Origin of the sequence: Nocardia sp. NPDC051981 (genome assembly GCF_040680715.1) — a bacterium.
In the GTDB taxonomy this organism is placed as follows: domain Bacteria; phylum Actinomycetota; class Actinomycetes; order Mycobacteriales; family Mycobacteriaceae; genus Nocardia.
Genome location: NZ_JBFAXK010000007.1, coordinates 266,470 through 279,761, shown reverse-complemented (window position 1 = coordinate 279,761; position 13,292 = coordinate 266,470). Strand labels below are relative to the sequence as shown.

The 13,292-nt window shown below is 68.6% G+C and carries 14 protein-coding genes; 2 read left to right on the top strand and 12 right to left on the bottom strand.

Features of this window, described 5'->3' with window-relative positions:
• Positions 1 to 47 precede the first annotated feature (47 nt).
• From dprA to AB0L60_RS16495, 9 genes are all read right to left on the bottom strand, one after another.
• Positions 48 to 1,214: a DNA-processing protein DprA gene (gene dprA, locus AB0L60_RS16535; protein WP_364613885.1), complete on the bottom strand. Its 1,167-nt coding sequence runs from the start codon at positions 1,212 to 1,214 to the stop codon at positions 48 to 50.
• A gap of 296 nt (positions 1,215 to 1,510) precedes the next feature.
• Entirely contained in the window at positions 1,511 to 3,019 is a 1,509-nt protein-coding gene (locus AB0L60_RS16530; RefSeq protein WP_364613882.1) for a YifB family Mg chelatase-like AAA ATPase, read from the bottom strand.
• Position 3,020: 1 nt separating this feature from the next.
• The gene (locus tag AB0L60_RS16525; RefSeq protein ID WP_364613879.1) at positions 3,021 to 3,377 is read right to left on the bottom strand and encodes a YraN family protein; all 357 of its coding nucleotides are present in this window, start codon (positions 3,375 to 3,377) and stop codon (positions 3,021 to 3,023) included.
• Between the two features lie 86 nt (positions 3,378 to 3,463).
• Positions 3,464 to 3,769 (bottom strand): DUF2469 domain-containing protein, encoded by a 306-nt coding sequence (locus tag AB0L60_RS16520; protein ID WP_040859817.1) that lies wholly within the window; start codon positions 3,767 to 3,769, stop codon positions 3,464 to 3,466.
• 43 nt (positions 3,770 to 3,812) lie between these two features.
• On the bottom strand, positions 3,813 to 4,568 hold the full coding sequence (locus tag AB0L60_RS16515; protein WP_364613875.1) for a ribonuclease HII: 756 nt from the start codon (positions 4,566 to 4,568) through the stop codon (positions 3,813 to 3,815).
• Between the two features lie 27 nt (positions 4,569 to 4,595).
• Entirely contained in the window at positions 4,596 to 5,291 is a 696-nt protein-coding gene (gene lepB, locus AB0L60_RS16510; protein WP_364614003.1) for a signal peptidase I, read from the bottom strand.
• A gap of 245 nt (positions 5,292 to 5,536) precedes the next feature.
• A complete protein-coding gene (rplS, locus tag AB0L60_RS16505) occupies positions 5,537 to 5,878 on the bottom strand; it encodes a 50S ribosomal protein L19 (RefSeq protein WP_033086110.1) in 342 nt (113 codons plus the stop codon).
• A 164-nt stretch (positions 5,879 to 6,042) separates the two neighbouring features.
• A complete protein-coding gene (locus AB0L60_RS16500) occupies positions 6,043 to 7,725 on the bottom strand; it encodes a thiamine pyrophosphate-binding protein (RefSeq protein WP_364613871.1) in 1,683 nt (560 codons plus the stop codon).
• A gap of 36 nt (positions 7,726 to 7,761) precedes the next feature.
• Positions 7,762 to 8,697, bottom strand: coding sequence for a hypothetical protein (locus tag AB0L60_RS16495; RefSeq protein ID WP_364613868.1), 936 nt, complete (start codon positions 8,695 to 8,697; stop codon positions 7,762 to 7,764).
• Between the two features lie 157 nt (positions 8,698 to 8,854).
• On the opposite strand from AB0L60_RS16495, the gene AB0L60_RS16490 reads away from it, so the two are divergent.
• Both AB0L60_RS16490 and AB0L60_RS16485 read left to right on the top strand, forming a co-directional pair.
• On the top strand, positions 8,855 to 9,064 hold the full coding sequence (locus AB0L60_RS16490) for a TOBE domain-containing protein (RefSeq protein ID WP_364613865.1): 210 nt from the start codon (positions 8,855 to 8,857) through the stop codon (positions 9,062 to 9,064).
• 81 nt (positions 9,065 to 9,145) lie between these two features.
• A complete protein-coding gene (locus tag AB0L60_RS16485; RefSeq protein WP_364614000.1) occupies positions 9,146 to 9,502 on the top strand; it encodes a VOC family protein in 357 nt (118 codons plus the stop codon).
• Positions 9,503 to 9,586: 84 nt separating this feature from the next.
• Here the strand turns inward: AB0L60_RS16485 and AB0L60_RS16480 are convergent, their stop codons facing one another.
• The 3 genes from AB0L60_RS16480 to trmD all read right to left on the bottom strand — a co-directional run bounded on the left by AB0L60_RS16480 (position 9,587) and on the right by trmD (position 13,291).
• Entirely contained in the window at positions 9,587 to 11,938 is a 2,352-nt protein-coding gene (locus AB0L60_RS16480) for a Tex family protein (RefSeq protein ID WP_364613997.1), read from the bottom strand.
• Positions 11,939 to 12,255: 317 nt separating this feature from the next.
• On the bottom strand, positions 12,256 to 12,582 hold the full coding sequence (locus tag AB0L60_RS16475; protein WP_364613862.1) for a DUF732 domain-containing protein: 327 nt from the start codon (positions 12,580 to 12,582) through the stop codon (positions 12,256 to 12,258).
• A gap of 13 nt (positions 12,583 to 12,595) precedes the next feature.
• Positions 12,596 to 13,291 carry a tRNA (guanosine(37)-N1)-methyltransferase TrmD gene (gene trmD / locus AB0L60_RS16470; protein ID WP_364613859.1) on the bottom strand — a complete coding sequence of 232 codons (696 nt, stop codon included), beginning with the start codon at positions 13,289 to 13,291 and terminating at the stop codon, positions 12,596 to 12,598.
• Position 13,292 lies beyond the last annotated feature (1 nt).

The window sequence follows — 13,292 nt, the reverse complement described above, 5'->3', positions numbered from 1 at the left end:
GCTCAGTGCCGTCACCCACCGCCTTGTGCGGATCCGAACCAGCTGGATCACAGCAATCGCCGATGTTGTTCATGTGCGGCAACGATCGCGGTGGTAGATGAGGTCGTGGGAGGGTTCGTTCGGTACCAGCCATTGCCATCGCAGGCGACCAAGCCCGCGATCTCCAGCGCGGACAGAGTGGCACGGACCGCGGGCAATGGGAGGCCGGTGTCGGTAGCCAGGCCACGAGGCAGGCGGGAACCGGTGTTGGGGAGGGCGGCGAGGACCAGGGCCTCGTCGCCGGAGAGATTGTCCTCCGGGCTGGGTGGGACCGCGCCCGGCAGGGACAGGCGCAGCGGCCCGGCTTCGTCGAGGATGTCCTCGGCGCGGGTGACGATGAAGGCTTCGCCCTCGCGGATCATGCGGTGGCAGCCGACCGAGGCCGCCGAGGTGACCGGGCCGGGAACGGCCATCGCGGGCCGGCCCAGCCGGCGGCACCATTTCACCGTGTTGCGTGCCCCGCTGCGCATCCCGGCCTCCACCACTACGACACCGTCCGCGAAGGCGGCTATCAGCCGATTGCGGGCCAGGAAATGGTGTTTGCGCGCGGAGGTGCCGGGCGGGTACTCGGTGACGACCAGACCGGTATCGACGATCTCGGCCAGCAGCTGATCGTGCTGCACGGGGTACGGCCGATCCGGACCGCAGGCGAGCACGGCGATCGTCATACCGCCGACGGCCAGCGCGGCCCGGTGTGCCATCCCGTCGATCCCGAACGCAGCCCCGGACACGATCGTCCACCCGCGCGCCGCGAGCTCACCGGCAATCTCGCCGGTCGCATGATTCCCGTACCCGGTGCTGCACCGCGCCCCCACCACCGCGATCGCCCGCTCGGTGGTCTCCAGCAGCGACCGCGGCCCCCGCACCCACAACACCAGCGGCACAGCCGCATCCGCATCCTGCGCCGGATCCAACTGCCCCAGCCCGAGCATCCGCCAGGCCGGCCACTCCGCATCGTCCGGCGTCACCACCCGCCCACCCAACCGCTCGATATACGCCAAATCCCTTTCCGCCCGGTCGATCCCCCGCCGCAGCTCGGTAGGCCCCCGCAACACCTCGGGCAATGCGCACTCCCGAACCGCCCGCGCCGCCTCCACCACCCCCACTGACCCGATCAACGCCGACAACGCCGCACAGGGCCCCTCCACCACCCGCGACAAATACACCCAAGCCAACCGCCTCTCATCCGCATCCCCGCCCGCGACCGCCGCGCCGACAGTGCCTTTCGCACCGTGCTTCGCCCCCGTCCACCCGGAGCCCCGGCCGAATTCGCTGACGCGACCGGGTTCGCGTGACCCGGATTCGTTTATGCCGAACGAACCAGGCTGACCAAGTCCGGTGTCGGTCGCACCGGCAGCACTTCCAGAGGCAGGCACAACCGATGCTTTCGCCGCCACATCCCCTGAGGCCGAACTGAATTCGTGGCGTACGCCAGTGCACCGCATCGAATCGAAGTTATCCGTCGTCTCGCTCATACCCCACCTCGCTGTCGAAAGCTCAATGCCTGCAGGACATCCTGGGCGCTGGGCACATCACCGCCACGCAAGTCACAGACGGTCCAGGCAACCCTGATCGCGCGGTCGGCGCCGCGGGCGGACATACGGCCGTGCTGGAGGGCATTCTCGACCGGGGCGAGCGCCTCACGGGGCAACCGGAAGCGTTGGCGGAGTATGTGACCGGGCACCTCCGCATTGGTGGTCATGCCGAGCTCGACCCATCGTTCGGCGGCCGCGTTCCGTGCCGCCGTCACGCGGGCGCGGACCTTCTCGCTGCTCTCGACCTCGTCGCCGGTGAAGGCTCCGGCGGCCTGGGCGTGCATCTGCACCGAAAGATCGATGCGATCCATCAGCGGTCCGGAGAGTTTGCCGAGGTAGCGGCGGCGGGCCAGCGGTGCGCAGATGCAGTCGATATCGCGGGCGGGTGCGCACGGGCACGGGTTGGCCGCGAGGACGAGTTGGAATCGGGCCGGGAAACGGGACACCCCGTCCCGGCGCGCGATGCGAACCTCCCCTTCCTCCAAGGGAGTTCGCAGCGCCTCGAGGACCTTGCTGCCGATCTCGGCGCACTCGTCCAGGAACAGGACGCCGCGATGGGCGCAGCTGACCGCCCCGGGCCGGGCGGACCCCGAACCGCCGCCGATCATCGCGGTGACCGACGACGAATGATGGGGTGCCACGAAGGGCGGCGCGGTGATCAGCGGGGCATCGTCGGACAGTTTGCCCGCCACCGAGTGAATCGCGGTCACCTCCAGGGAATCCCGTTCGCGCAGCGGTGGCAGCAAGCCTGGAAGCCGTTGCGCCAACATGGTTTTCCCGATGCCGGGCGGGCCCGTCAGCAGCAGGTGATGCCCGCCCGCCGCGGCCACCTCCAGGGCCCAGCGCGCCTCGTCCTGGCCCACCACCTCGCGCAGGTCCCCGATCGATGTCTCGGCCGTCGGCTGGACCGGATCGGGAAGCGCGAGCTCACTTCCGCCACGCAGCCATTCCAGTAATTCGAGCAGGGTCGACGCCCCGAGGACGCGAATGCCGTCGACCAGACCCGCCTCGGGCAGGGCGGCCGTCGGGACGATGACGGTGCGCCGCCCCGCATTCCGCGCCGCCAGTACCGCCGGAAGAATGCCGCGCACCCGGCGCACGCGGCCGTCCAGTGCCAGTTCACCCAGCAGTACCGACTCCGAGAGACGATTCGACGGGATCGCCCCGGCCGCGTCCAGCACGGCACCGGCCAGAGCGACGTCGTACACGCTGCCGACCTTCGGCAGCGTGGCCGGGGACAGGGCGAGGATGACGCGGCCGTCAGGCCATTTCTCACCCGTATTGGTGACGGCGGCGCGGACGCGGTCGCGGGATTCCTGGAGGGTGGTGTCGGGGCGGCCGACCAGGTGGACCGAGGGGAGGCCCTGGCCTATGTCGGCTTCGATTTCCACGAGTTGGCCCTCTACGCCGTTGACGGCGACGGAATAGGCTCTGCCCAAAGTCATTTCAGAACACCGCCTTCAGGTGGCGGATTTCCGGGGTGCGGCCCGGACGCAGGAGGACGGAGACCACGTCGAAGCGGATGCGCAGAAATGGGCCATTCTGTTCGTGCAGCCAGCGGGTGGCGAGTTCGCGAATGCGGCGCTGTTTGAGGTAGGTGACGGCTTCCTCGGGTGGGCCGCAGGTCAGGGTGCGGCGGGTTTTGACCTCGACGAAGGCCGTCACCTCGCCCTCGCGGGCGATGACGTCGAGCTCGCCGAAGCGGCATCGCCAATTGCGGGCGACGATCTCCATGCCGGCCGCGCGGAGAAAGTCCGCGGCCAGTTCCTCCCCCTGCGCTCCCAGCGCCAGATGCTGTGCCATTCAGCCAGCATGGCCGGGCCCGTGACGGACCCGGCCATGCCGAACTGGGAAAACAGTGAGCCTGTGGATAACCTGCGGCCTGTGGACTAGTCGGGAAGCCGCAGGTCGGTCTTCTCCAGCTCCTCGATATTCACATCTTTGAAGGTGATCACGCGAACGTGCTTCACGAAGCGCGCCGGCCGGTACATGTCCCACACCCATGCATCCGACATCCGTACCTCGAAGTACACCTCGCCATCGGCGTTCTGCGGCCGCAGTTCGACGGAATTGGCGAGGTAGAAGCGACGTTCGGTCTCCACCACGTACGAGAATTGCCCGACGATGTCCTTGTACTCGCGGTACAGGGATAGCTCCATCTCGGTTTCGTACTTCTCGAGGTCCTCGGCGCTCATCGGGTGGAACGTCCTCCTTGTCGCCCAACTGGGTGTAAAGACATCATCCCGCATGCGCCGTCTCGGTAGCCACTCGGCCGGTCTCCCGGACGTTTCGCCACGAACGGCGGTGCTCGGGGGTGATGCCGAGACGGGTCAGCGCCTCATTGTGCTCGGGGGTGTTGTAGCCCTTGTGGGCGGCGAATCCGTAGCCCGGGTATAGCTCGTCCAGCTCCACCATGATGCGGTCACGGGTCACCTTGGCCAGCACGCTGGCCGCGGCGATGCAGGCCGCCGAGGCGTCGCCGCCGATCACCGGCAGCGACGGCACCGGGATGCCGGGCACCCGGAAGCCGTCGGTGAGCACGTAGCCGGGCACCGGATCCAGCCCGGCCACCGCACGCCGCATGCCCTCGATATTGGCCACGTGGATGCCGATGGCGTCGATCTCCCAGGCCGGGACGACCACCACCTCCCAGGCCAGCGCGAGCCGCTTGATGATGGGGAACAGCTGTTCGCGGGCATTCTCGGTGAGCTTCTTCGAGTCGTCGAGACCGGCGAGGGAGGCGTAGGCCTTCGGTGGCAGCAGGCAGGAGGCCACCACCAGCGGGCCCGCCGCGCAGCCGCGCCCGGCCTCGTCGACACCCGCGACCGGACCGAGGCCGCTGCGGATCAGCGCGGCTTCCAGTGTGCGTAGCCCGCCCGCCTGCCGCATGACCACGCGCGGCGGCCAGTCACCGCGGTCGATCCGCTGAATCTTCTTGCCGCCGCTCGCCTTCCGGCTCGCACCGGGCCCGGCGGCCCTCGCCATCTTCACCACCGGTCGATTATCCCGCGATTCTCGCTTCTACTGCGGGTCCTGCGCCCGGACCGGACCCATCCGGCTCGGCGGCCAGATCTTGAACACGGCCTTGCCGCGCACATCCTTCACCGGCACGGTGCCCTGCAGCTCGTCCTTCATGTGGTAGCGGGAGTCGGCGGACTCGGCGCGGTTGTCACCCATCACCCACAGGTTGCCGGCGGGCACCTTGATCTCGGGGAAGGCCCGGCCGCCCGCGTTGAACTGCACGTCCGGGTGCTGGGGGTCGAAGGGGTTGTTGAACTTCACGTACGGCTCGTCGAGCGGCTTCCAGTCGGCGCCGGGGCTGTCGTCCTTGACCAGGATCCGGCCTTGTGCGTCACAGCATTTGACCGATTGCCCACCCGTGGCGATGACCCGCTTCACCAGATCGTTCTCGTCCGGCGGCACCAGGCCGAAGAAGGACAGGAAGTTCTGCACCCCGCGCACCACGGTGGTGGAGGAGCGGATCGACTTGTAGTGGCTGTTCCACGAGCTGGTCGGGCCGACGAACACCACCACGTCGCCAGGCTCGGGATCGCCGAAGTAGTAGCTCAGCTTCTCGACATAGATGCGGTCGCCGGTGCAACCCGCGCAGCCGTGCAGGGTGGGTTCCATGGACTGCGAGGGAATGACGTAGGGCCGGCCGATGAAGGTCACCAGCAGCGCCACGATCAGCGCCGCGAAGCCGATCAGGATGGGCAGCTCCTGCCAGAACGGGCGTTGCTTCTTCTTCGACTTCGGCCGGGGTGTCTCGGGCGCCTCGGGCGTCTTCGCCCCATTGCCGTTGCCGGACCCGGACTTCGTCACCGACTCGCTCTCGTCTGCCACCGGAACAGAGTAGCCCGGCACCGCGAAGAACCATGCGGTGCCGGGCTACTCGTTGTCGGCGAGCCGACTGTCGATCCTGCGCCGAGCCGTTCACCGGCTCAGCGGGAGCTGCGACTACTTCAGCGCTTTTCCTTGATCTTGGCGGCCTTGCCGCGCAGATCGCGCAGGTAGTACAGCTTGGCGCGACGCACGTCACCGCGGGTCACGACCTCGATCTTGTCCAGGTTGGGGCTGTGCACCGGGAAGGTGCGCTCCACGCCGACACCGAACGAAACCTTGCGCACGGTGAAGGTCTCGCGGATGCCACCGTTCTGGCGGCGGATGACGACGCCCTTGAAGACCTGGATGCGCTCCTTGTTGCCTTCGATAACCTTCACGTGCACGTTGACCGTGTCACCCGGGCGGAAGTCCGGGATGTCGCTGCGCAGCGAGCTTGCGTCGACGAAGTCGAGGGTGTTCATGTCCGTCCTTATTGGAGTTCGCGCGAACAGAGGAACCTGGCGGCTACCCGGGGAGGGTGCTCTACCGGTTCGTGCTCCGGATATTTGGGCGGTGCCCGGGCACAGCGCGCCCAAAGCAACCTGAGCATTGTGCCAGACGTCGGGATCGCGCGGTTAATCGGCCCCTACGTGCGGGTATTCGCGCGGGTGAGGGCGGAGGCGATGTCCGAGACCAGTGGCGGGTAGTCCGTGGCGCCGGTGATCACCTGCAGGAAGACCAGCCGGTCCTGCTCGTCCGTCGCGACTTTCAGGCAGTGTTGCAGCTCGCCGACCGTGGTCGCGCGGAGAGTCAGGACGGACTCGTCGTCGCCGCCGAAGGCGTGCGGGAGTTCGGGCCAGCGCCACGGGGCGATGTCGTTGTACGGGGCGGCCGGGCCGTGGATGGCGCGTTCGATGGCATAGCCGTCGTTGTCGACCAGGATGATCACGCCGTTCAGCTGCTCGCGGATCCAGGTGCCCAGCTCCTGGATCGAAAGCTGGGCCGCGCCATCGCCGATGACGAGAACCGCGCGACGGTCGGGGCAGGCGATGCCCGCGCCGAGCGCGGCCGGGAGGGCATAGCCGATCGAGCCCCACAGCGGCTGGCCGAGAAAGGTGATGCCGGTCGGCATGCGCAACGTGGCCAGGCCGAAGAAGGCCGAGCCCTGGTCGGCCACGACAATGTTGTTGTTGCCCAGCGCCGCCGCGACCAGGGGCCACAGGGCGGCCTGGGTGAGCGGGGCGTCCACGACGGGCGGGGCGTCCGCGGCGGCGGCCGCCGGGGCGGGAATCGGTGCGGGAGCGGCGAATTCGGGGGCGAGCTCGGTGAGGATCTCCAGGGCCGCGGTCAGCGACAGCGGTGCGAAGGCGTCGACTGCCCCGATCACCGTTCGCTCGGGACCGATATCGATGGTGCGGTGCGGGTCGATGCGGTGGCTGAAACCCGCGGTGATGCTGTCGGTGTACTGGACCCCGACGGTCACCAGGCGGTCGGCGTCCTCGACGGCGGCACGTACCTGCGGCGGGGAGGCCGCGCCGGTGTAGACGCCGAGGAAGTTCGGGGCGGATTCGTCGACCACGGTCTTGCCCCAGGCCAGGGTGGCGTGCGGGAGTCCGTGCGGTTGTCCCGGGGTCGGGCCGACCAGGGTGCGCAACCGGTCGGTCGCTCCGACCCGGTCGACGAAGATGTCCGCGAGGACGGTCACCCGCCGGCCGCCGAGGAATTCGCGTGCCGCCTGCGCGAAGGCTGCCCGCGCGCCCGCACTCGAGAAGTCGGCGGGCGGCGCCAGCGGCGTCGCGGGCGGGGACACCTCCACCCGCGCGGTATCGGTGGCCAGCATGAGATACCCCGGACGGCGGTGCACGCGAACCGAATTCAGCACCCGGTCGATCTCCTGGCAGGCGTCGGCCGCGCCGAGATCGGCCTGCGCACAGGTGACTTCGGCGGCGATCCGGCGGAAGTGGTGGAAGTCGCCGTCGCCGAGGGTGTGGTGGATGACGCGGTGACCGGCCTGGATGTCCTTGGCGGGCACGCCGACGACGTGCACCACGGGCACGTGCTCGGCGTAGCTGCCCGCGATGGCATTGACCGCGCTCAGCTCGCCCACGCCGTAGGTGGTGACGACCGTGCCGACGCCGCGCAGCCGCGCGTAGCCGTCGGCGGCGTAGCCGGCGTTCAGCTCGTTGGCGCTGCCGATCCAGCGAATGTCGGGGTGGGCGATGACATGGTCGAGGAACTGCAGATTGAAATCACCGGGAACGCCGAAGATTTCGGTGACGCCGAGTTCCCGGAGCCGATCGAGCAGATAGTCGCCGACAACGTAGCCCATGGCTCAACACTGGCACGCCGACCGAGAGTCAGCAACTCATTGGCTATCGACCGATTCCGGGGGACGCTCGGCGGACTTGGGCCCGAGGGGCCGATCCACGTGCTTGCGACCGTGCATGAGGTGCAGGTGGGCCGAGGGCGGCGCGTGCGGCGCCGGGACCACGGTCCGGGCCAGCTCCTCCTCGGCGGCGCGGAGCACGTGCGCGGCATCGGGCTTGCCCGCCAGCAGGTCCTGCACGAAGATCTTGGCCCGGATCACCGGGCGGCGATAGCGGCGCTCGCGCCGCACCGCACGCCGCATGAGGCCCGAGCCGGAGGCGTAGCGCCAGCGCGCCCAGGGTGCGCCCGGGCGGCTCAGCCGCAGCGCGCCGATGACCAGCAGCGGCGGGAAGAACATTCCGAACAGACCGGTCCAAATCTTGCCCTTGGCAATGACAATGGCCGCCAGCAGCAGATTCCCGAACGCGAACCCGATCGTGAACAGCCGCTCGGGCACATTCTGATCGGTGCGGAGATCACGAATATTGCCGATGTCCAGCAACCACAGCGGATGGAAACCGAGCAGCAGCAGCCCGGTCACGGCAAGGGCCACGAACACCGCATCGACCGAGGTGCGGCCCTGCTCCTCCCAGTACACGTCGCGCAGGTAGTAGATGAGCGCGAACTCGTCGAGCACCAGCGCCGCGCCGAGCCCGAACACCGCGGCCAGCGCACTGGTGACGCCGACACTGCTCTGATACAGCGTCACGAACCCGACGCCGGCGCCGAGCACCAGGATCACCCCGAACACCATGTGGTGGATGTGCACGTCCCCGGCCCGCACATTGCCCGGCCACCAGCGCACCTGTTTGCGGATGAGCCGCACGCTGATTCGGATCAGCAGGAACCCGACGATGAACCCCAGAAGCAGGCATGCCAATGGCAATCTGCCGTGTGCCACCACGACATCTTCCCACCACCGATGTACGTGCATGCCCGTGTCGCCTCCGAAACCCTCGTGCGAACGCCAACCCCCGCCACGCTACCCGCGCCGCCGACCCGCACGGAACGATCACATGCGGTCGCGACGTGATTGAGCAACCTTTCAGCCACCATCGAAATGGCGGCCACCGGTGACTAGGCTCACCACCATGCGACTGAGTACACGAAACCAACTCGATGGAACAGTCACCAAGGTCACCCGCGGCGAGGCCATGGCGGTGGTGCGCATCCGCCTCGCAGGTGGTGACGAGATCACCTCCTCCATCACCCGCGACGCCGCCGACGACCTGGGTCTCACCGACGGCAAACCCGTCAAGGTCCTCATCAAATCCACCGAGGTCTCCCTCGGCGTCGAATAACCCACCACGAGCACGCCGAGGTGCCCCCGAACCGGGACCGCCTCGGCGTCTTCATTTTTCGGAGCTTCCATGCCGGACGACATCACCTTCGATCGCGTTGCCCCCGTGATCCCGGTCCTCGACCTCGACGCCGCCCTGGCCCGCTACCGTCGCCTCGGGTTCAGCGTCCACGCCTATGAGGGCGACGCCCGCTACGGTTTCGCCGACCGCGGCCGCGTATCCCTGCACCTCACCGAGTGGGACGAACACGACTCGACACGAACCGCCGCAGCGGTCTACCTCTACGTCTCCGACGCCGACGCGCTGCACGCGGAGTGGGCTGCCGCAGGCCTGCCCGGCCGCCTCACCACCCCGGTCGACACCGATTACGGCCTGAGGGAATTCGGCTACGTCGACCCCGACGGCACCCTGCACCGGGTCGGCTCCCCACTGAGTTAGCCGTGCCGGTCCGAGGTCGGAAACGGCCGTCCGGCCGGACCCGGGTGTGGGTGCGGCCGGACGGGGTGGTTCGGGATCGGCTGGTCAGCGCCCGAAGCCGGCGCGCCGGAGGGCGTCGGCCATCGAACCGCTGGGGGCGGGCTGGTTGCGGTTGCCGCCGCCCTGACGCTGTCCGCCCTGGCGCTGGCCACCTTGGCCGCCCTGCCGGTTGTCGCGGTTGCCGCCGCGCTGGCCGCCGCCCTGGTTGTTGCGCGGGCCGCGGTCGGCGCGGTCGGGCTTGGCGTTTCCGGGCTCGTCGTCGAGGCGCAGGGACAGGCCGATGCGCTGGCGCTGGACATCGACCTCGAGGACCTTGACCTTCACGACGTCGCCGGACTTCACGACCTCGCGAGGGTCCTTGACGAAGTTGTGGGACATGGCCGAGACATGGACCAGGCCGTCCTGGTGGACGCCGATGTCGACGAAGGCGCCGAAGGCGGCCACATTGGTGACGACGCCCTCGAGCACCATGCCGGGCTTCAGGTCGGCGACCTTCTCGATGCCCGCGGCGAATTCGGCGGTCTTGAATTCGGGCCGAGGGTCGCGGCCGGGCTTCTCGAGTTCGGCGATGATGTCGGTGACGGTCGGAACACCGAATCGCTCATCGGTGAAGTCGGCCGGCCGCAGGGCGCGCAGGGCGGAGGTGTTGCCGATGATCTCCTTCACGCTCTTACCGCTGGCATCGAGGATGCGCCGGACCACGGGGTACGCCTCGGGGTGCACGCCGGAGGCGTCCAGCGGGTCGTCGCCCTCGCGGATGCGGAGGAAGCCCGCGCACTGTTCGAACGCCTTGGGGCCCAGGCGTGGGACATCCTTGAGTGCGGCGCGACTGCGGAACGGGCCGTTGGCATCGCGGTGCGCCACAATGCTTTCCGCGATCGAGTTGGAAATGCCCGAGACCCGGGACAGGAGGGGGACGGAGGCGATGTTCACGTCGACGCCGACGGCGTTCACAGCGTCCTCGACGACCGCGCCCAGCGAGCGGGCCAGCAGGGTTTCGGAGACGTCGTGCTGGTACTGGCCGACGCCGATGGACTTCGGGTCGATCTTCACCAATTCGGCCAGCGGGTCCTGGAGCCGGCGGGCGATGGAGACGGCGCCGCGCAGCGACACGTCCATGTCGGGCAGTTCCTGTGAGGCGTATGCGGAAGCCGAGTACACCGACGCGCCCGCCTCGGAGACCACGATCTTGGTGGGCTTGTTCTCGGGGATGCGCGAGATCAGTTCGGCGGCAAGGGCGTCGGTCTCGCGGGAGGCGGTGCCGTTGCCGATGGCGATGAGCTCGACATTGAAGCGGGCGACCAGTGCACCCAGCACGGCCAGGGACTTCTCGGTCTGCCCCTGCGGCTTGTGCGGGTAGATGACCTCGGTGGCGACCACCTTGCCGGTGGCGTCCACGACGGCGACCTTCACACCGGTGCGGTAGCCCGGGTCCAGGCCCATCGTCGAGCGGGTGCCAGCGGGCGCGGCGAGCAGCAGGTCGCGCAGATTGGCCGCGAACACATCGACGGCATCGCGTTCGGCGGACTGCCGCAACCGCATTCGGGTGTCGATGCCCATACTGACCTGCAGCTTGGTCCGCCACGCCCAGCGCACGGTGTCCAGCAGCCAGGAGTCGGCGGCGCGGCCCTGATCGGCGATGCCGAACTTGAGGGCGATGCGGCCCTCGTAGATCGAGCGCTGCCCGTCCTCGCCACGGGTGGAGCTTGCGGAGCCCGCACCGGACGCCGTCTCGGTGTCGGGTTCGAGGTGCAGGTTGAGCACCTCCTCCTTCTCGCCGCGCAGCAGCGCCAGGATGCGGTGCGAGGGCAGCTTGCTGAAGGGCTCGGAGAATTCGAAGTAGTCGGCGAACTTCGCGCCCGCCTCCTCCTTGCCCGCGCGCACCGTCGAACTCATCTGCCCGCGTTCCCACATGAGCTCGCGCAGTTCACCGACCAGGTCGGCGTCCTCGGCGAAACGCTCCACCAGGATGGCCCGCGCGCCGTCGAGCTGTTCGGCGTTGTACTGCGCGGGATCGGTGGTCGGGTCGGTCAGCAGCGCGTCGGCCACGGGCTCGTGCCCGGCCTCGCGCGCGATCTGCGCCTTGGTGCGCCGCTTGGGCTTGTAGGGCAGGTAGATGTCCTCGAGGCGGGCCTTGGTGTCGGCGAGCATGATCTGCGCGTGCAGCGCCTCGTCCAATTTGCCCTGGCCACGGATGGATTCGATGATCGAGCCCCGGCGCTCGTCGAGTTCGCGCAGGTAGCTCAGGCGCTCGTCGAGGGTGCGTAGCTGGGCGTCGTCGAGTCCGCCGGTGACTTCCTTGCGGTAACGGGCGATGAACGGCACGGTCGACCCGGCGTCCAGGAGTTCGACGGCGGAGCGCACCTGTTCCTCGCGCACCCCCAGCTCGTCGGCGATACGCCGGCCGACGCTGGCGAGGCGGACGGTGCTCTCGGTGCTCGCTGCACCCGTGGATGCGGCACCTGCGGATGCTGCGCTGACGGTTTCGGAGGCTGTCGTCACGCCCGCAGACACTACCGCCGCCACCCGACAGTGCGTGCAAGGCCCACACAGGATTCGGTGACTACCCCGCCTCTCCGAGACTTCAGCGCCCCGCCGAGAGCCGTCACCCGCGACGCATGCGTGCCCGCGACGGGTGCCGAATCACGTCTGGGCGTACCCGGGGAGTTACCCCGATCCTCGCGAAATCAGTTGTTACGTACCGAATTTCACCGTCAGCCGAAATCTCTTGGGGTCGATTTGAATTCGGGGCAGTACACCGAGACGGCCGCGCGGGCGAGCCTTTCCCCGAATCCCCACTGGTCGGTCGCTACAACCGGGGTGCCCGCGCGCAGGCGGGCGCAGATGTCCTTGCCCTCGGCGATCAGCCGCTGCCCGTCCGCGGTGTCCTCGTAGCCGGGCGACGCGACCGTCTGGTCGCCCAGGTGGCTCAGGAAGAGCACATCGAGGTTGTCCGCGACCGCCTTGCCGCCGCCGAACATCGCGGCGAACAGGGCCAGCCCGGCCAGCGTCGCGCTGAGAAATCCTCTGGTTTCACGCATGATCGACCCTCCTTCACGCATGGCCCAGGTTATCCGGTAGAAGGTCGGGCCTGCGTTCGGCCGTGCGGCGCAGCGACTGTTCGTGCCGCCACCCGGCGATCTTGGCATGGTTGCCGGACAACAGGATTTCGGGGACGTCGAGGCCGCGCCAGGACACCGGCCGGGTGTAGGAGGGGCCTTCCAGGAGACCGTCGGAGAACGAATCCTGTTCGTGGGATTGCTGATTGCCGAGGACGCCCGGGATCAGCCGGACGAACGCCTCGGTCATGACCAGCACGGCGGCCTCGCCGCCGATGAGCACGTAGTCGCCGATGCTGACCTCTTCGACGCGCACCCGGCGCGCGGCATCGTCGAAGACACGCTGGTCGATGCCCTCGTAACGCCCGCAGGCGAACACGATGTGCCGTTCGGCGGACCACCGTTGCGCGGTCTCCTGCGTGAACGGCACGCCCGCCGGAGTCGGCACCACCAGGAGCGCGTCGTCCGGGCACACCTCGTCGAGGGCGTCGCCCCACACGGTCGGCTTCATGACCATGCCCGGCCCGCCGCCGTACGGGGTGTCGTCCACCGACTTGTGGACGTCGTGGGTCCAGCGGCGCAGGTCGTGCACCTCCACCTCGAGCAGACCCTTGTCGATCGCCTTGCCCAGCAAGGCCGCTCGCATCGGCTCGAGGTATTCGGGGAAGATCGTGACTACGTCGATTCGCACG

Bases quoted from the DNA above. Each gene is read 5' to 3' on its own strand.
- AB0L60_RS16530 (WP_364613882.1), bottom strand. From the start codon at position 3,019: ATGACTTTGGGCAGAGCCTATTCCGTCGCCGTCAACGGCGTAGAGGGC.
- AB0L60_RS16525 (WP_364613879.1), bottom strand. From the start codon at position 3,377: ATGGCACAGCATCTGGCGCTGGGAGCGCAGGGGGAGGAACTGGCCGCG.
- AB0L60_RS16520 (WP_040859817.1), bottom strand. From the start codon at position 3,769: ATGAGCGCCGAGGACCTCGAGAAGTACGAAACCGAGATGGAGCTATCC.
- rplS (WP_033086110.1), bottom strand. From the start codon at position 5,878: ATGAACACCCTCGACTTCGTCGACGCAAGCTCGCTGCGCAGCGACATC.
- AB0L60_RS16500 (WP_364613871.1), bottom strand. From the start codon at position 7,725: ATGGGCTACGTTGTCGGCGACTATCTGCTCGATCGGCTCCGGGAACTC.
- AB0L60_RS16495 (WP_364613868.1), bottom strand. From the start codon at position 8,697: ATGCACGTACATCGGTGGTGGGAAGATGTCGTGGTGGCACACGGCAGA.
- AB0L60_RS16490 (WP_364613865.1), top strand. From the start codon at position 8,855: ATGCGACTGAGTACACGAAACCAACTCGATGGAACAGTCACCAAGGTC.
- AB0L60_RS16475 (WP_364613862.1), bottom strand. From the start codon at position 12,582: ATGCGTGAAACCAGAGGATTTCTCAGCGCGACGCTGGCCGGGCTGGCC.